This window comes from Sphingomonas sp. NPDC019816 (genome assembly GCF_050274375.1).
Classification (GTDB): Bacteria; Pseudomonadota; Alphaproteobacteria; order Sphingomonadales; family Sphingomonadaceae; genus Sphingomonas.
Genome location: NZ_JBNNOB010000019.1, coordinates 24,560 through 40,543, shown reverse-complemented (window position 1 = coordinate 40,543; position 15,984 = coordinate 24,560). Strand labels below are relative to the sequence as shown.

General features: G+C 67.1%; 15 protein-coding genes. 6 read left to right on the top strand and 9 right to left on the bottom strand.

From position 1 onward, the window contains the following. Positions 1-454 precede the first annotated feature (454 nt). Positions 455-1,195 carry a FadR/GntR family transcriptional regulator gene (locus ACQKJZ_RS04870; RefSeq protein ID WP_312489972.1) on the top strand — a complete coding sequence of 247 codons (741 nt, stop codon included), beginning with the start codon at positions 455-457 and terminating at the stop codon, positions 1,193-1,195. 27 nt (positions 1,196-1,222) lie between these two features. Here ACQKJZ_RS04870 and ACQKJZ_RS04865 read toward each other — a convergent pair whose 3' ends face one another. Then, entirely contained in the window at positions 1,223-1,768 is a 546-nt protein-coding gene (locus ACQKJZ_RS04865) for an Lrp/AsnC family transcriptional regulator (protein WP_427730182.1), read from the bottom strand. Between the two features lie 23 nt (positions 1,769-1,791). On the opposite strand from ACQKJZ_RS04865, the gene ACQKJZ_RS04860 reads away from it, so the two are divergent. Further along, positions 1,792-2,982, top strand: a complete 1,191-nt coding sequence (locus ACQKJZ_RS04860; RefSeq protein ID WP_427730181.1) for a methionine gamma-lyase — start codon at positions 1,792-1,794, stop codon at positions 2,980-2,982. Positions 2,983-3,024: 42 nt separating this feature from the next. Here ACQKJZ_RS04860 and ACQKJZ_RS04855 read toward each other — a convergent pair whose 3' ends face one another. Next, entirely contained in the window at positions 3,025-3,732 is a 708-nt protein-coding gene (locus ACQKJZ_RS04855) for a hypothetical protein (RefSeq protein ID WP_427730180.1), read from the bottom strand. A gap of 238 nt (positions 3,733-3,970) precedes the next feature. Between ACQKJZ_RS04855 and ACQKJZ_RS04850 the strand changes: the two genes are divergently transcribed. After that, positions 3,971-5,218, top strand: coding sequence for an MFS transporter (locus tag ACQKJZ_RS04850; protein ID WP_427730179.1), 1,248 nt, complete (start codon positions 3,971-3,973; stop codon positions 5,216-5,218). On the opposite strand, the gene ACQKJZ_RS04845 is transcribed toward ACQKJZ_RS04850, so the two are convergent. After that, positions 5,212-5,709 carry an Lrp/AsnC family transcriptional regulator gene (locus ACQKJZ_RS04845; protein WP_427730178.1) on the bottom strand — a complete coding sequence of 166 codons (498 nt, stop codon included), beginning with the start codon at positions 5,707-5,709 and terminating at the stop codon, positions 5,212-5,214. The genes ACQKJZ_RS04850 and ACQKJZ_RS04845 overlap by 7 nt on opposite strands. Before the next feature lie 150 nt (positions 5,710-5,859). Between ACQKJZ_RS04845 and ACQKJZ_RS04840 the strand changes: the two genes are divergently transcribed. The 3 genes from ACQKJZ_RS04840 to kynU are packed head-to-tail and all read left to right on the top strand — an operon-like array spanning position 5,860 to position 8,575. Then, a complete protein-coding gene (locus ACQKJZ_RS04840; protein ID WP_427730177.1) occupies positions 5,860-6,684 on the top strand; it encodes a tryptophan 2,3-dioxygenase in 825 nt (274 codons plus the stop codon). An 8-nt stretch (positions 6,685-6,692) separates the two neighbouring features. Beyond that, complete coding sequence (gene kynB / locus ACQKJZ_RS04835) at positions 6,693-7,340, top strand: arylformamidase (RefSeq protein ID WP_427730176.1); 648 nt, start codon at positions 6,693-6,695, stop codon at positions 7,338-7,340. Further along, positions 7,337-8,575, top strand: coding sequence for a kynureninase (gene kynU / locus ACQKJZ_RS04830; RefSeq protein ID WP_427730175.1), 1,239 nt, complete (start codon positions 7,337-7,339; stop codon positions 8,573-8,575). Before kynB ends, kynU begins: the two co-directional genes overlap by 4 nt. Positions 8,576-8,587: 12 nt before the next feature. Here the strand turns inward: kynU and ACQKJZ_RS04825 are convergent, their stop codons facing one another. From ACQKJZ_RS04825 to ACQKJZ_RS04800, 6 genes are all read right to left on the bottom strand, one after another. Next, positions 8,588-9,418 (bottom strand): 23S rRNA (adenine(2030)-N(6))-methyltransferase RlmJ, encoded by an 831-nt coding sequence (locus tag ACQKJZ_RS04825; protein ID WP_427730174.1) that lies wholly within the window; start codon positions 9,416-9,418, stop codon positions 8,588-8,590. A gap of 112 nt (positions 9,419-9,530) precedes the next feature. Further along, complete coding sequence (locus ACQKJZ_RS04820; protein WP_427730173.1) at positions 9,531-10,091, bottom strand: pseudouridine synthase; 561 nt, start codon at positions 10,089-10,091, stop codon at positions 9,531-9,533. A gap of 82 nt (positions 10,092-10,173) precedes the next feature. Then, the gene (locus ACQKJZ_RS04815; RefSeq protein WP_427730172.1) at positions 10,174-11,436 is read right to left on the bottom strand and encodes a DUF3526 domain-containing protein; all 1,263 of its coding nucleotides are present in this window, start codon (positions 11,434-11,436) and stop codon (positions 10,174-10,176) included. Beyond that, the gene (locus tag ACQKJZ_RS04810; RefSeq protein ID WP_427730171.1) at positions 11,433-12,872 is read right to left on the bottom strand and encodes an ABC transporter permease; all 1,440 of its coding nucleotides are present in this window, start codon (positions 12,870-12,872) and stop codon (positions 11,433-11,435) included. The genes ACQKJZ_RS04815 and ACQKJZ_RS04810 overlap by 4 nt, the downstream gene beginning before the upstream one ends. Then, complete coding sequence (locus ACQKJZ_RS04805) at positions 12,869-13,609, bottom strand: ABC transporter ATP-binding protein (RefSeq protein WP_427730170.1); 741 nt, start codon at positions 13,607-13,609, stop codon at positions 12,869-12,871. The genes ACQKJZ_RS04810 and ACQKJZ_RS04805 overlap by 4 nt, the downstream gene beginning before the upstream one ends. A gap of 135 nt (positions 13,610-13,744) precedes the next feature. Next, the gene (locus ACQKJZ_RS04800) at positions 13,745-15,787 is read right to left on the bottom strand and encodes a TonB-dependent siderophore receptor (protein WP_427730169.1); all 2,043 of its coding nucleotides are present in this window, start codon (positions 15,785-15,787) and stop codon (positions 13,745-13,747) included. Positions 15,788-15,984 lie beyond the last annotated feature (197 nt).

The window sequence follows — 15,984 nt, the reverse complement described above, 5'->3', positions numbered from 1 at the left end:
ATCTCGAAGCACCTTGAATGCCCCGAACAACCGCCAAGCCGCCGCCCGCATGTCCCTTCATCTAACCTACAATGTCAAAGAGCCCCGACAACAAATCACCGGCAACACCACCACTCCCCGTTCCCAGGGCGCTCAGTGTGCCAGTCTGTCGTAGCTGCAGCCGGCAGTCCCGTGGACCACCGCTGCGGTGAAACCCCTCTAGGCGCCCTCACACCAAACCGTCAACAGCCCTTTTCACTTTTTCGTAAAAATTCGGGAAATGCTCGGGATTACAGGCACTTGTGGAGATACAGGTACGCCCGCTGGTGGGAACCATGCGGCACGACCCGCGCTGCGGACACCGAATCGGTTCGTTTGGTACAACCGAATCAGCCAAAGTCGTACCGGCTCCTCACGCAACATGAGAGAGATCGGCCGGCTTGCAGCAACTGGTCAGGCCGCATAAGCTCCGGTCATGGCCGTAAAGACCGAAACCAGCCGCCTTTATGAGCGGGTCGCGCGGGCGATCAGTGCCCGTATCCTGTCGGGCGAATATGGCGTGGGCCAGCGCCTGCCCTCCGAACGCGATCTCGCCCAGGCGCATTCGGTCTCTCGTCCCACGGTGCGCGAGGCGATCATCGCGCTCGAACTCGACGGCCTGGTCGAGGTGCGGATGGGTTCGGGCGTCTATGTCATCGCCGCGACCCCCAGCAGCGGCCATGCCGGCGAGACCGATATCGGCCCCTTCGAGCTTCTTGAAGCCCGTCGCGCCATCGAGAGCGAAGTCTGCGCGCTGGCCGCGTCCCGAATCGACGACGAAACCCTGGCCGAGCTGCGGACGCTGGTCGAGATGCTGCGCGGCGAGGATGTCGACCTGGCCGAGGAGGCTGACCGGCGTTTTCACGAGACGATCGCGCGCGCCACCCAGAACAGCGCGATGGTCGCCAGCGTCGAGATGCTTTGGAACGCGCGTTCGCGCTCGCCCCAATATCGCCTGCTCAGTGACAAGGCGCATGGTGCCGGCGTCGTACCGCGGATGGAGGATCATCTGGCGATCTATGAAGCGCTCGTCGCTCGCGATTCGGATGCCGCGCGGGCGGCGATGCGTCAGCACCTCACCAATGTGCTGGACGCGATTCTGGCCGCTACCGAGGTGCAGGAAATGGAACAGGCCCGCGCCCGTATAGCGGCCCATCGCCAACGCTACGCGGTATAGCGGCAGGTCCGCTTCAAGGGCGCGCGATCAGCCCGACGGAAAGGTGCGGCTGCTTTTCACCACGCCATAAGCGAAGGTCGTATCCAGACTGGCGATACCCGCGATCGCGTGCATCTTGCGCCGGATGAAGACCTCATAGGCTTCCAGGTCGGCGACGATGACCCGCAATAGATAGTCGGCATCGCCTGTCAGGAGGTGACAGTCCATGACCTCGTCGAGCTGGCGAATAGCCTCTTCGAACTGGCGGACCAGATCGCGGCCATGCCGTTCGAGGCGGACGCGGATGAACGCGGTGACCGGCAGGCCGTACAGCCGCTGGTCGACAATGGCCGCATAGCCCTGGATCACCCCCGCCTCCTCAAGCAACCTCACCCTGCGCAGGCATGGCGAGGGAGACAGATTGACCTGTTCGGACAATTGCTGGTTGGTGAGCCGCCCATCCTGCTGGAGCAGGCGGATGATCTGCCGGTCTTTCGCGTCCATGACCAAACGTAGCAGATTCTGCCAATCGGTCAGCCTTTCCTGGTAGAGAACGCAATTTTTGCCCGACGCGGCCGCGCTATGACGCGGCATCAACCGACAGGAATACCCTTCAGATGACGAACCATGCCGAACTGCGCTTCGCGACGGCCGCGATCCATCACGGTTATGATCCACTCGACCATGACGGCGCACTGACGCCGCCGCTGCATCTGACCTCCACTTTCGCTTTCGAAAGCGCAGAGGACGGCGCGGCACGCTTCGCAGGGGAAGCGCCGGGCCATGTCTATAGCCGCATCTCCAACCCCACTCTCGACCTGCTGGAGCGGCGGATCGCCCATCTCGAAGGCGCGGAGGCCGGGCTGGCGACCGCATCGGGGATGGGCGCGATCACCGCGACGCTTTGGACATTGCTCCAACCCGGCGACGAAATCCTGACCGATATCACGCTGTACGGCTGCACCTTCGCCTTCATGCAGCATGGCCTGGGTCGTTTCGGCATTCGCGTCACCCATGTCGACATGACCGATCTGGCGGCGGTGGAGGCGGCGTTCGGTCCCGACACCAAGCTGGTCTATTTCGAAACGCCGGCCAATCCCAACATGCGGCTGGTGGATATCGCGGCGGTCTGCGCACTGGCCAAGACGCGCGGCGCGTGGACGGTGGTCGACAACACCTATTCCACGCCCGTCATCACGCGACCGATCACGCTCGGTGCGGACTTCGTCGTACATTCGGCGACCAAATATCTGGGCGGTCACGGCGATCTGGTGGCGGGCGTCGTGCTGGGCCGCGCGACCGATATCCAGCAGATCCGCCTGTTCGGCCTGAAGGACATGACGGGCGCGGTCCTGTCGCCGTTCAACGCCATGCTCATCCTGCGCGGACTGAAGACGCTGGAGTTGCGCGTGGAGCGCCATGCCGCCTCGGCGCAGCAAATCGCGACCCGGCTGGAGGCGCATCCGGCGGTACGCGCCGTTCATTATCCGGGGCTGGCCAGCTTCGCCCAGCGCGATCTGGCCAAGCGTCAGATGGCGCTGCCCGGCGGCATGATCGCGTTCCAGCTTCATGCCGGCTATGAGGGCGGCAAGCGGTTGATGAACCGACTGACGCTGATCACCCGCGCCGTCTCTCTGGGCGACGCCGAGACGCTGATCCAGCACCCCGCCAGCATGACCCACTCGACCTATCCGGTGGAGCAACTCATCGCGCACGGCGTGATGCCCGATCTGGTCCGGCTGTCCGTCGGGCTGGAGGACGCGCGGGACATCTGGAACGATCTGGAGGCCGGGCTCGACGCCGAATAGCCCCCCATCCGCAGATGGCGGCCCGCGATGCCTGGTGCGTCGCTATGTGCCCGCGCTCTCGCCCGGTATCGGGGCCTTCGCCCAGGGGTCCGGGCCGCAGGTGCGGTCGCGCCAGCGCGCCTTTCGATCCCAGCATGCCGCGTCCAGCCGGGGGAGCGTGACGGTCTCGCGCTTCTGGCGCATGTCGAACAGCTGTTCGCCGCGATAGATCAGGCTGCTGCGCAACTCGTTCATGCGCGCGCCCGCCACGACCGCCAGCTGGGCGCGGGGCGAGAAGAGGATCTCCTCGCCGATCGAGCCCGCCACCCGGCAGAATTCATATTGCGCCCGAACCGTCGAAAAGCGCGAATAGAGCCGCGTGCCATAGCGATCGAGCGCATCGCGCCCGTCCCGTGGCGTCGGGCTGACCCGGTCGAAATACATGCCCAGCAGGGTCCAGGCCGCCGCCAGTTCCTCGACATGGTCGACCAGCATCGCGTTGTAATTGCCGTCGGCGAGCAGCGTCGGCTCGAACTGGCATTGCAGCGCCGCGACGTTGAGGGCGGCGCGCATCGTCCAGATCAGCGCGGCATCATTCTCGCCGTCCGTCGCACCGGGCAGCGGCTCGACCACCACCGGCAAGCCATCGGCGGCGAGCGACGCGGCATGGTCGTAGTTCTTCAGATAGAATTGCGCCGATGCGGGATGCGCCAACCCGATGAGCATCGCCAGAAGCGTGCCGATGAAGGTCGACCGGATCATACCCGTCAATGTCTTTCCTCGTAACCGATGGACCAAGCGGGGCTCCGTCTACCATAACCGCCAATATGGGAAATGAATGAGACGGGGTCAGGGCACGCCGGACGACACGGGACGACCCTGTAATTTCACGCTTCACCGTATTGCGGCCATGAACACGCCGCCCCCCCCGCGACGGCACCCGTCGCATGACCAGCCCTGGCAAGCGGTGAACCATGGAACACCCCATCGCCTGTGCCATTGTCCCGGCATGATATCAGCCCTCGCCCCGGTCCGCACCCTTTTGACCGCGATCTTCCTGTTCATGCTGGGCGCGGGTTTCCTGACCACCCTCATCAGCGTGCGTCTTCAGGCGAGCGGGACCAGCCCGGTCCTGATCGGCGTGATCGCCACCGGCTATTTCGCGGGGCTGGCCGCCGGGGCGTTGCGCATCGGCCGGCTGGTCGAACGGATCGGTCATATCCGCACATTCTCGGTCGTGGTCTCCCTGCTGTCGGCCAGCACCCTGGTGTACACGCTGACCGAGCAGCCGCTGTTGTGGCTCGCGCTGCGCTTCGTCGACGGCTGTTGTGTCGCGGGCGTGTATGTGTGCCTCGAAAGCTGGCTCAACGATCAGGCGGAGGGGCCCTCGCGCGGCGGTGTGCTGGCGGGCTATATGATCGCCCTGTATCTGGGCCAGGGCGGCGGACAGCAATTGCTGAACGTCGCCGGGTCGACGTCGAGCTTGCCGTTCATCCTGGCGTCCCTCCTCATATCGCTCGCGGTCCTGCCCGTGGCCTTGACCCGGATGAACACCCCCACCCTGGCGACCACCGCGCCCCTGTCGGTCCGGCGCCTCTATTCCACCTCGCCGCTGGCGATCATCGGGGTCGCGCTGACCGGCATCATGCTGGGCGCCTTCTATGGCCTGGGGCCCGTCTATGCGGGCGAACTGGGGCTGTCCGTCGCGGATACCGCCGGTTTCATGACCATCGTGATCCTGGGGGGCGTCGCCTTGCAATGGCCGCTCGGGCGCCTGTCGGACCGCTTCGACCGGCGCACGGTGATCGTGGGCACGACCGCCGGCGCCGCCATCAGTGCGTTCGCCCTGTCACTGCTCACCCCCATCGGCGCAGGGCTGATCCTGGCCGGTCTGTTCGGCGGTGCGAGCTTCGCGCTCTATCCGCTGTGCATCGCCCATGCGAACGACCAGTTGATGCCGAAGGAGCGGATCAGCGCGACCGGGGGCCTGGTCTTCGTCTATTCGGTCGGGGCGGCGACCGGCCCGCTGATCGGGTCGTCCGTCATGGTCGCCCTCGGCCCACCCGGCCTGTTCCAGGTCTTCGCGGTCCTGGCCGGGGGCGTGTTCCTGTTCGGCATGTGGCGGCGCTGGGCGGGGGATGTGGTGCCGCCTGAAAACCAGCGATCCTATCAGGTACTGCCCCGAACGACGCCCATCTCCGGCGAGCTTCTGGAAGATCCCGCCGACCCGCAAACGGACGGGCGCACCTTTCACTGACCGCCCATACCCCGCCCGCCGCTGGCACCGCCTTTCAGTTCGCGTGCGGCGGCCACCAGAGAACCGCCGGACTTCAGGGTCTTGAGGCAGATGGTGGTGGATGATCGCTGCAGTCCGGGGAGGAGCGAGATGCCGCTGCGCAGCATTTCGTCCAGGGCGCCGACATCAGTGCACACGATCTTCAGCAGATAGTCCGCCTCACCCGCGACCGTCGAACATTCGACGATCGCGGGATTGTCCGTCACGGCGCGCTCGAACGCATCGCGGCGGGTGGGGTCGATGATGACGGAGACATAGGCGCTCAACGGCAAGCCGAGCGCCGATGGTTCCAGGACCGCGCGATAGCCGGTGATGACCCCGGCGCGCTCCATCGCCTGCACCCGCGCCCAGGACGAGGTCTTCGAAAGGCCGCTGGCGTCGCCGAGCGTCGCGAAGGACTGGCGACCATGCGCCTCCAACGCCGCCAGAAGCTCCAGATCGACCCTGTCCATGCTTGATCGCTCCCGTCGAAAACCTGCGGCAAAAGCGACATGGTAACGTTCGCCACGGATACCAAAAGGCCGAACATCGTCAGGTGCCACCGCCGATAGCGCCCAACGATTGCGAACAATGTTTGGCCTTGATCGGGCTACCCTGTATCCATGGAAAGCAGGCAGTCAGATCATCCGGCGCCGCCCCTCAGCGGGCCCACCTATACCAGCTATCTGCGGCTCGACGAGATATTGACGTGTCAGACGCCCTTGTCCGATGCGCATGACGAACTGCTGTTCATCGTGATCCACCAGACCTCCGAACTGTGGATCAAGCTGTGCCTTCACGAACTGGAGGCCGCGCGGTGTGCGCTGATCGACGATCGCACGCATGTCGCGTTCAAGATGATGGCCCGCGTCGCCCGGGTGCAGCAGCAACTGATCCAGAGCTGGGAGACGCTCGCCACCATCACGCCCGCCGACTATACGGCGATGCGCGACCGTCTGGGCGGCAGTTCGGGATTCCAGTCGGTCCAGTACCGGCTGCTCGAATATATGATGGGCAACAAGAACGCCGCGATGCTGGCCGCACATCAGGGTTCGCCCGAGGCGCAGGCGGTCCTCACCGAAGCGCTGTCGCGGACCAGCCTGTATGACGAGGCGTTGCGGCTTTTGGCCCGTCGCGGCTTCGCCATTCCCGCCGACCGGCTGGAGCGTGACTGGCGCCAGCCCTATGTCGCCTCTCCCGAGGTCGAGGCGGCGTGGCGGCGGGTCTATGCCGATCCAGAAACGTACTGGGACCTGTACGAGCTGGCCGAGAAGTTCGTGGACCTGGAATATCGCTTGCAGATCTGGCGCTTCGGCCATCTCAAGACGATCGAGCGGATCATCGGATTCAAGCGGGGCACGGGCGGCACCGCCGGCGTTCCCTATCTCGCCAAGGTCATCGATCAGGTGTTCTTTCCCGAACTCCTGACGGTGCGAACCAAATTATGAGGCCGGCCATGACCTTCGTGAAGGATATATCCCAGACATTGTCACCCGCCCTGCCGGTATGGCCCGGCGACACCGGCTTTTCGGCGGAGCGGACCTGGACCTATGGCCCGCAATGCCCCGTCAACGTCGCGGCGATGCGCCTGTCGACCCATAGCGGCACCCATGCCGACGCACCGCTGCACTATGACCCCGCCGGCGCGGCGATGGCCGAGGTCGATCTGTCCGCCTATATCGGCCATGCCCGCGTCATCGACGTTCGCGGCCAAGGCGGCATCGTGACGCCCGCGATGGTCGCGGCGGCGCTGACCCCATCCGCGACGACCGGCCCCGTCACGCGACTGCTCTTCAGGACCTATGACCGTTTTCCCCATGATCGCTGGGCGTCAGACTTCACCGTGATCGATCCCGACGCGGTGCGGCTGATGGCCACGCGCGGCGTGGTGCTGGTGGGTATCGATTCGCCCTCGATCGATCCGCAGGATTCCAAGACGCTCGCCGCGCATCACGCGGTGCGGGAAACGGACATGCGGATTTTGGAGGGGCTGGTCCTCGATGACGTGGCGGCCGGGGATTACGAGCTGATCGCGCTGCCCCTCAAGCTCGCCGGGCTCGATGCCTCGCCCGTGCGCGCCGTTCTGCGGGCGTTTTCGGCATGAGCGACATTAACCTGTCCGATATTCGGGCGCGCGACGCGGCCGATCCGCTTGCACCCATGCGCGAACGGTTCCTCTTGCCGAGGAACACGATCTATCTCGACGGCAATTCGCTCGGCGCGCTGCCGGCGACCACCCCCGCGCGGTTGAACGATGTCGTCACGGAGCAATGGGGGCAAGGGCTGATCGGGTCGTGGAACACCCATGACTGGGCCAGCGCTTCCCGCCGCGTCGGTGCCCGGATCGCACCGCTGATCGGCGCGCGGCCCGATTGCGTCGTCGTCGCCGATTCGACATCCGTGAACATCTACAAGCTGCTCGTCGCCGCGCTGAAGGCGCGTCCCGGCCGTCACGTCATCCTGTCCGAGCCGGGCAACTTCCCCACCGATCTCTACATGGCGGACGGCGCCGCCTGGACGGTGGAGGGGACCGAGGTGAGGACCGCGACGCCGGACCGGATCGTCGACGCCATCGACAAGGACGTGGCGGTCGTCCTGCTGACCCATGTCCATTATAAGACCGGCTACAAGCATGACATGGCCGCGATCACCCGCGCCGCACATGCCAAAGGCGCGCTCATCCTGTGGGACCTCAGCCACAGCGTGGGCGCCGTCGAGGTCGACCTGGCCGGTTGTGACGTCGATCTCGCGATCGGCTGCGGATACAAGTATCTCAACGGCGGCCCCGGTGCGCCCGCGTTCCTCTATGTCGCGGCCCGCCATCACGCCGCGCTCCGCTCCCCCCTGTCGGGCTGGTTCGGCCATGCCGCGCCGTTCGATTTCGGCGATGACTATCGTCCGGCGCCCGACATCGGCCGCTTCCTGTGCGGAACGCCCCCGATCCTCAGCTTGGCGGCTCTGGAGGAAGGCGTATCGATCTTCGCCGAGGTCGATATGGACCGGCTCTGGGCCAAGTCCCGGGCGCTGTGCGACACGATGATCGCCCTCATGGACGAACGCTGCGCGCGGTTCGGTTTCGAACTGATGACCCCGCGCGATCCGGCCCGGCGCGGCAGCCATGTGTCCTATCGGCACCCGGATGCCTATCCGATCTGCCAGGCCCTGATCGCTCACGGCGTGATCGGCGACTTTCGCGCGCCCGACGCGCTGCGGCTGGGCTTCACCCCGCTCTATACGCGTTTCAAGGATGTGTGGATGGCGGTCGAAACGATCGCGCGCATCATGGCCGACGAGGAATGGCGGCGGCCCGAACATTCCGTGCGCAGGGCCGTGACATGAAGCGGCGGCGCCTCAGGCGCGCAGCCATTCGGCCGTGATCTCGCCCCGATGCCCCTCCGGCGCCAACGCGGCGCGCAGCGCTTCGAGCAGGGGGGCAAGCGCCTGGGTGAAGGCATAGGGCGGATTGATGATGAAGAGGCCCGCGCCGTTATAGATGCCCGGCTGGTCGGCATCGTACAGCCAATGCTCCACCGACAGGAACTTGGCGATGCCGAGCCGGTGCAGCTGCCCCTTCCACCGCTGATGCGTCGCGCGGTCCTTCAGCGGATACCAGATCACGGTCACGCCATGCGCCCATTTGCGGTGCGCCGCCGCCAGCGTGGCGACGATGCGGTCGCGTTCGTCGGTCTGCTCGTACGGCGGATCGACCACCACCACGCCGCGCGGCGTACGGGTGGGCAACATCGCCAGCCAGAGTTCATAGGCGTCGCGCTCATGCACGGCCGCCGGTGTACCGCGCATCGCGCCGCGCAGGGTTTTCGCGTCCTCGGGATGCTTCTCGTTCAGGATCAGCACATCCTGCGGGCGCAGGAGCCGTGCCAGGACCTGCGGCGAGCCGGGGTAGAGATGCGGCTCCGCCCCCACATTCACCGCGCGTACGGCGGACCGATAATCCTCCAGCAGGGGGTCCGGGTCGGCGAAGGCCCGCAGCACGCCGTGCGCCGCCTCGCCGGTTCGCTGCGCCTGCTCGCCGCCCAGGTCGTAGAGCCCGCACCCGGCATGGGTGTCGATCAGCGTCAACCCGCCCGGCTTTTGCTGCAACGCCCGGACGAGTGCGATCAGCAGGCTGTGCTTCACGACATCGGCGCTGTTGCCCGCATGGAAGGAGTGGCGATAATTCATGAGAAATCCAAAACCCTGCCGATGGGCCCCTGCCCCATCCGTCCGGCGCCGCCGGATGCCGGACGGACTGTCGGGCCCCGTCTGATCGGAGCCTGTGCCACAGGCTGCGCCGTTACCCTAGCCCTACGCCGGACATCGTCTCGAACCGGCCCGGCGCGATCCCGGCGACGGACCAGTCGCCGATCGCCCAGCGGACCAGCCGCAGCGTGGGCAGCCCGACCGCGGCCGTCATGCGACGCACCTGCCGGTTGCGTCCTTCGCGGATGGTGATGCTCAGCCAGGCGTCGGGGACGGTCTTGCGCTCGCGGATCGGCGGGTCGCGCGGCCACAGCTCTGGCGCGTCGATCCGCGCGATCTCGGCGGGCAGGGTCATGCCGTCCTTCAGCCGGACACCCTGCCGCAGGCGCGCCAGCTCCGGCTCCTGCGGATCGCCCTCGACCTGCACGAGGTAGGTCTTGGGCATCTTGAAGCGGGGATCGGCGATGCGCGCCTGAAGCCGCCCGTCGTCGCATAGCAGCAGCAACCCCTCGCTGTCGCGATCGAGCCGGCCGGCGGGATAGACGCCCTTCACCGCAATGAAGTCCGACAGGGTCGACCGGGCCGTCGGCGATCCGCGATCGGTGAATTGCGACAGCACGCCAAAGGGTTTGTTGAACAGGAGCAACCGGGCCATCGGCGGCTCATACCGCCCGGCGGCAGCCCTGTCTCGTGCCGCATGCCACCGGATGCGCTTCCATCCCGTCGCAGGGCCGCGTTCAGCCCCCCGCCCGGTCGTCGAAGCGCGGCACGCGCCCGAAATCCGCTCGGCCAAACGGCCGGTCGTAAAAGACATAGCCATAGAAGAAGTCGCGCAGCCGGGCGTGGAAGGCGCGGATGCGATCCTGATAGGCCAGTTGCGCCGTCAGGTCGGTCCGCGCCAGCCGGGTCAGCAGCGCCTGTACCCCCACCGAGGGCAGCACCCAGCCGAACGCCCGCCCCGCGCGGTCGCGCCGCTCCAACGCCGCGCGATAGGCGCGCACCTTGGGCGCGACGGCGTCGTCGCCATTCTGGTGGAAGGCGAGATACCATTTGTAATGGAACGCCGCCCCCAGCGGCGCCGAATCCGACAGGGAAGGATGCGTGGCGTAGAAGCGCCGCATCGTATCCCCGCGCGGAATGTCCCAGGCATGGTTGACGATCTCCCGCTGCGCGAGCGCGATCTCGGCCCCCTGCCCCACGGGGATGACCCTGTCGATGACGACATTGCCCAGGGTCGGCACGATCAGCACCAGCACCAGCCAGGCGGCGGCCAGCGTCGCGGCATTGGCGACCGAGGACCAGCGCAGCCACCCGACCAGGGCCGCCAGCGCGATCCAGAACAACAGATAGGCCAGGATCACCCCCAGCACGAGCAGGATGATGCCGAACGCCACCCCCTCGACCAGCGCCGCCACCGCGAAGGGCAGGCCGAGCGCCGCCCAGAGGAGGAGCAGGCGCAGCCCGGTGCGGCGGCGCCACAACGCCCCGCCGCCACGCGGCAGCGCGTCGAGCGTACGCTGCCGCCCCGCCTCGCGCTCGCCCGACTTCAGGTCGTGAAACAGGGCGATCACGAACAGGGGGGCCAGGAACACCAGCACGAAGGCGAAGTCGAACCGCCCCGGCAGCGCGATCTCGGGATTGAAGATATCGCCGTCATAGATCTGCGCTTCCAGCCCCAGCGACCGCACCCGGAGGATGTGCGGCGCGACGTCGCGCATGCCCAGCGCGGCGAAGGCCAGCGGCGCGGGCGCGTCCCAGGTCGGGAAAAAGCTGTAATAGGCCGCGCTGCCGGCGTCCTTGGTCCGGTCGACATAATCGGCGACCGCGCCGATATCCTCGGCCTGCGCGGCGGGGATCGCGGCGATGGCGGCGCGCTGGCGCGCGACCTCCGCCATGCCAGTGCCCACCGCCGCAACCGTCAGCAGCGCCAGCAGGATCAGGGCGAAAGCGCTCAGCCGCTGGCCCAGCAACAGGCGAAGTTCATGCCGCCACAGGGTCATCGGCGTGCTCCCAACCGGCGGGTCGCCAGCGCCAGCAGGGCGCTGGCGGCGACCAGCCACAGGCTCAACAGGATCAGGCCGGGCAGCGCCGCCCGCGCCAGCGTCGCACCCGTGGGGGCGACGAAGTGGAAATCGGGGATCGCCCGCCAATGTGCCGCGCCGATCCGCTTGCGACGGTCGGCCCCGGCATCGGTGGCGCTGTCATCGGCAAAGCTGACATCCTGCGCCTGCATCCGGTTCAGTCGCTGAACCAGTCCGTAGCGATAGGCCTCGGCCTGTTCCAGGAAGCGGCGGTGCGCGGCGAAGTCGGTGCCGGCCGCCGCCATCGACAGCCCGCGCAGCGCGATGGCGGGACTGAGCAGCCCGGCCGCGTTCACCCAGCCATTCTGCCGGGTCTGCGCGGCGAAGCTGCGCCCGGCATATCGGTCGAACAGCTCAGAGGTCAGCCGTTCGCCCTCCACCGCCAGCAGGCCCTTATAGTTGAACGGCAGGTCCTCGACCCGCGTGACGTGGTAACGGTCGAGCAGCGCCTGTTTGAACTGCGCGAAATGGGGATCGTCGGGATTGTGGCTGTCGCCCATGCGCCGCAGGTCACGCGCGATCGCGACGTCGGTCTGCAACCGGTTCTGAAGCGGCACCGCGCCGCTCGCCAGGTCGGGCACCGCCCGGGGCAGCAGCACGGTCGTGACCGCCCATAGCGCGACCAGTACCAGCAGCGCGTCGCGGCTGCGCCCGACCACCGCGGAGACGAACAGGATCAACACCACCCACAGGCCGAGATACAGGAGATAGCCGAGCGCGATCACCAGCATCGGCAGCGCCAGCGCGCCGGGCTGTCCGGCGATGACCAGCAGGCCGAGCATGGCCGGTGCCGCCGCCGCCAGCGCCACGGCGCCCAGCGCGAGCAGCTTGCCCGCCACCACCTGTCGCCGCGTCGCACCCTGCAGCATCAGCAGGCGCAACGTGCCGCGCTCCGTCTCGCGCGCCAGGCTGCCGAACCCCAGGAAGATCAGCAGCAGGGGCGCGACGATCTGGAGCACGAAGGCGGGCGTCAGCTGGCCGAACCGGATCAGCAGCGAGCTTTGCCGGACATCGCCGAAATTGGCGGTGTTCTGGCGATGCCCCTCCAGGAACATGCTGTTGCCGGTAAAGGCGTCGACGCCGGGATCGAAGGCGGCGAGCGGGCTGAGCGGGCGGAAGATGAAATGGCCGTAATGCACCATCCGGTGCGGATGCCGGTCGGGCTGCGCGTCGAAGGCGTGCTCGGCCTCGTGCTGGTGCCGTTCGCGCAGTTCGGCGACGCTGCGCTGGTGCGACCAGCTGCTGGCGACCGCGACCAGGGTCAGCAACACGATGAGCACGAAGGCGATCAGCGCGACGCGGTTGCGCAGCATCAGCCGCAACTCGTCACGGGCGATCAGGCGGACGATCCTCATGCGGCGACCGCCGCGCCGCCGATCTGGAAGCGGGCGTGGAGCGCCCGCACGTCGAACCGCTCGGCCCCGCTCGCCGCCACCTGATGGGTGACGCGGCCCGCCTCCAGAAAGGCGATCGCGTCGGCGACGTCGGCCGCGCTGAGCAGATCGTGCGTCACCATCAGCACGGCGGTGCCGCGTTCGCGCACGGCGGAGAGCAACGCGTTGAAATCCGCCGTCGCGCGCGGGTCGAGGCCGGAGGTCGGCTCGTCGAGCAGCAGCACGGGCACCGCGCGCAGCAATGCGACCGCGATCGCCACCTTTTGCCGCATCCCCTTGGAAAAGCCGCCGAGCCGCTGGTCCCAGGCACGTTCCTGCAGGCCGGCGGCGCGCAACGCCTCGACGATCGCGTCGCGTCCGTGCCGCTCGTCACTGAGCGCCAGCAGATATTGGGCGTTCTCCACCGCCGACAGATGCTCGTACAGCGCCACATTCTCAGGCAGATAGGCGATGTGGCGGCGCGCTGCGTCGGGGTCTGTACCCGGATCGACGTCGCACACCGCGATCCGCCCCGAGCGCGCGCGGGTGAAACCCAGCAACGTGGACAAGGTGGTCGACTTGCCCGCGCCGTTCCCGCCCAGCAGCGCGGTGATGCTGTGCGATTCGACCGTCAGGGACAGTCCATCGAGGACACGATGCTCGCCATAGGCGACCGTCAGATTGTCGATGAGGATCGGTGCGGGGGATGGGGTCGACATGGATACCTCGATGATCGGGTTTCGGCCCCTTTGCGGCATGACATCTGGCGAGACAATATCTCATGACAGGCGGGGCCGGTTATACGCTCGCCGAGGCGGGCTTGGCGAACGCCGGCCCCGCCCCGGCCATCCTCGTCAGATCGCCAGTCGCAACGATGCGCGCACCGTGCGGGGCGCACCGGGATAGATCCACAAGGCGCTGTACGAGCTGGCGGCATAGCGTTGATCGAGCAGATTGTCGGCCTCCAGGCGGAAGCGCAGCCCCTCGACCAGCGGCATTTCGACCGCCGCCTTCACCTTCACATATTCGGGCAGCACGATCGGCCGGGCCGTCAGCGATCCCGCCCGGTCGCCGACATAGGCGACCCCGCCGCTCAGTTGCCAGTCGCCGCGCATCGTCGGAATGCGATGCACCACCAGCAGCGTGCCCGAATGTTCGGGCACGTTCAGCACGTCCGGCGTCGGAAAGGCCGCGTCGTCCGCCGTCGCATCGAGCCAGGCATAGTTGGCGACGATCTGCCAACGGTTGCCGAGCCGGGCCGACGCGTCGAGTTCGATGCCCCGGCTGACGATGCTGCCGACCGGTGCCAGGAAGTTCGGGTCGACCGGATCGGTCGTCAGGATGTCCTGCTTGCGGATGTCGAACCAGGTGGCGGCCAGATCTATACCCGGCAGCTTGGCGGCGACCCCGACCTCATAGCCGCGCCCCTTTTCGGGGCCGAAGCCCGCGCCGTTGCGATCGGTGCCGGTGTTGAGCGAGAAATTCTCGCCCCAATTGGCATGGACCGCGATCGCATCCGTCAGGCGGTAGCGCGCACCGATGCGGAAGTTGACGGGTTCGTCGATATTGCGCCCGACGCCGCCGGTATTGTTGTTGACGATCTTCTGGCGGTACGGATCGATCCGTGCACCGCCGACCAGCGTCAGCCGGTCGGTGACGTCCCACATGTCCTGGACATAGAAGGTCCCCGCCCAGCGGCTTTCGTCATTGTTGGTAAAGGGACGAAGCGGCGCCGCCACCGATCCATAGACCGGATCGTACAGGTCGATCGCATAGGGCGCGGCGGCGGAGGGATTGATGCGCATCCAGCGCTCGCCATAGAAGAAGCGATAGCCCTTGATGCCCGCGCTGACGCGGTGCCGACCGATCTGCCCGGCAAGCTCCAGCCGGGCCGACAGGTCGTCGACGCTGAAGTCGCGGGAACGACGCTGCCGCCACAGGGCGGTGCCCACGATCCGCGACTGATCAGCCGACAGGCCGCGCAGCGTGCCCGTCCGCCACACCATGCCCCCGTTCAGCGTCCAGCCCGCGCCCAGCTGCGCCAGGCCGGTGAGCTGATGCTGGTCGTTGCGCGACCGGGTGATGCCATTCGACGGTTCGCCATAATAGTTCGACCGCGGCAGCGCGTTGGCATCGCCGTCGATGGCGGGGATGCCGCGATCGAACGGCGTATCGAACCGGCTGAACTCACCCGAATAGGTCAGGCGGACCGCCTCGCTCGGCTGCCAGGTCAGCGAAGGGGCGACCACCCGGCGCGACAGGGTGACGGTGTCGCGCCAGCCGTCGCTGTCCTCACCCGCGACCACGATCCGCGCCGCCAGCGTGCGCGTCAGCGGCCCCGTCGCATCGAGTTCGACGCGCCGCGTGTCGAACGAGCCGTAGCTGACCATCGCGTTGGCGTGCGGCGTGAAGCGCGGCACCTTCGTCACGATATTGACCCGCCCGCCGGGGTCGATGTCACCGAACAGCGCACCCGCCGGGCCCTTCAGCACCTCGATCCGTTCGGTCGTCGCGGGGTCGCGCGGCGGGGCCATGCCGCGATTGGCGAGAAAGCCGTTCAGATAATATTCGGCGCCCCCGTCGGGCGTGCCGAGAAAACCGCGCACCGCGAAATTGTCGATCACGCCACCCCGGTTGTTCTGCTGGCTGAACCCGCTGACGAGTTCGAGCGCGTCGCTCAACCGATATGTCCCCGCCGCATCCAGGATGTCGCGCTCGATCGAACGGCTCGACTGCGACATGCGTTCGGTGACGCGGTCCGACGACTGCGTCCGATCGACCGTGTCGCGGGTGCCGAGCACGACGATATCACTGTCATCATCCCGTTCGGCCACGTCCTGGGCCTCCGCCGAAAAGGGAGCGAGGCCGAATGCGACGAGGAAGGCGACGGCGGACATGTGCGACCGCGGACGTGGGAAACGGAAAGACATCGGTACTCCGGGATAGGGCGCACGGACGGGCGCCGCCATGTTGCGGGATGTTGCAACGTATCATAAAGAGGCTCCGCTGCAACGCAACAGCAACTTGGCATGGACACCGCCATCCCATGGACACCGCGCCGCGATGCCGGCGATATGGTCGCTCCCAGCGGATC

Bases quoted from the DNA above. Each gene is read 5' to 3' on its own strand.
- ACQKJZ_RS04870 (WP_312489972.1), top strand. From the start codon at position 455: ATGGCCGTAAAGACCGAAACCAGCCGCCTTTATGAGCGGGTCGCGCGG.
- ACQKJZ_RS04865 (WP_427730182.1), bottom strand. From the start codon at position 1,768: ATGCCGCGTCATAGCGCGGCCGCGTCGGGCAAAAATTGCGTTCTCTAC.
- ACQKJZ_RS04860 (WP_427730181.1), top strand. From the start codon at position 1,792: ATGACGAACCATGCCGAACTGCGCTTCGCGACGGCCGCGATCCATCAC.
- ACQKJZ_RS04850 (WP_427730179.1), top strand. From the start codon at position 3,971: ATGATATCAGCCCTCGCCCCGGTCCGCACCCTTTTGACCGCGATCTTC.
- ACQKJZ_RS04845 (WP_427730178.1), bottom strand. From the start codon at position 5,709: ATGGACAGGGTCGATCTGGAGCTTCTGGCGGCGTTGGAGGCGCATGGT.
- ACQKJZ_RS04840 (WP_427730177.1), top strand. From the start codon at position 5,860: ATGGAAAGCAGGCAGTCAGATCATCCGGCGCCGCCCCTCAGCGGGCCC.
- kynB (WP_427730176.1), top strand. From the start codon at position 6,693: ATGACCTTCGTGAAGGATATATCCCAGACATTGTCACCCGCCCTGCCG.
- kynU (WP_427730175.1), top strand. From the start codon at position 7,337: ATGAGCGACATTAACCTGTCCGATATTCGGGCGCGCGACGCGGCCGAT.
- ACQKJZ_RS04825 (WP_427730174.1), bottom strand. From the start codon at position 9,418: ATGAATTATCGCCACTCCTTCCATGCGGGCAACAGCGCCGATGTCGTG.
- ACQKJZ_RS04820 (WP_427730173.1), bottom strand. From the start codon at position 10,091: ATGGCCCGGTTGCTCCTGTTCAACAAACCCTTTGGCGTGCTGTCGCAA.
- ACQKJZ_RS04815 (WP_427730172.1), bottom strand. From the start codon at position 11,436: ATGACCCTGTGGCGGCATGAACTTCGCCTGTTGCTGGGCCAGCGGCTG.
- ACQKJZ_RS04810 (WP_427730171.1), bottom strand. From the start codon at position 12,872: ATGAGGATCGTCCGCCTGATCGCCCGTGACGAGTTGCGGCTGATGCTG.
- ACQKJZ_RS04805 (WP_427730170.1), bottom strand. From the start codon at position 13,609: ATGTCGACCCCATCCCCCGCACCGATCCTCATCGACAATCTGACGGTC.
- ACQKJZ_RS04800 (WP_427730169.1), bottom strand. From the start codon at position 15,787: ATGTCCGCCGTCGCCTTCCTCGTCGCATTCGGCCTCGCTCCCTTTTCG.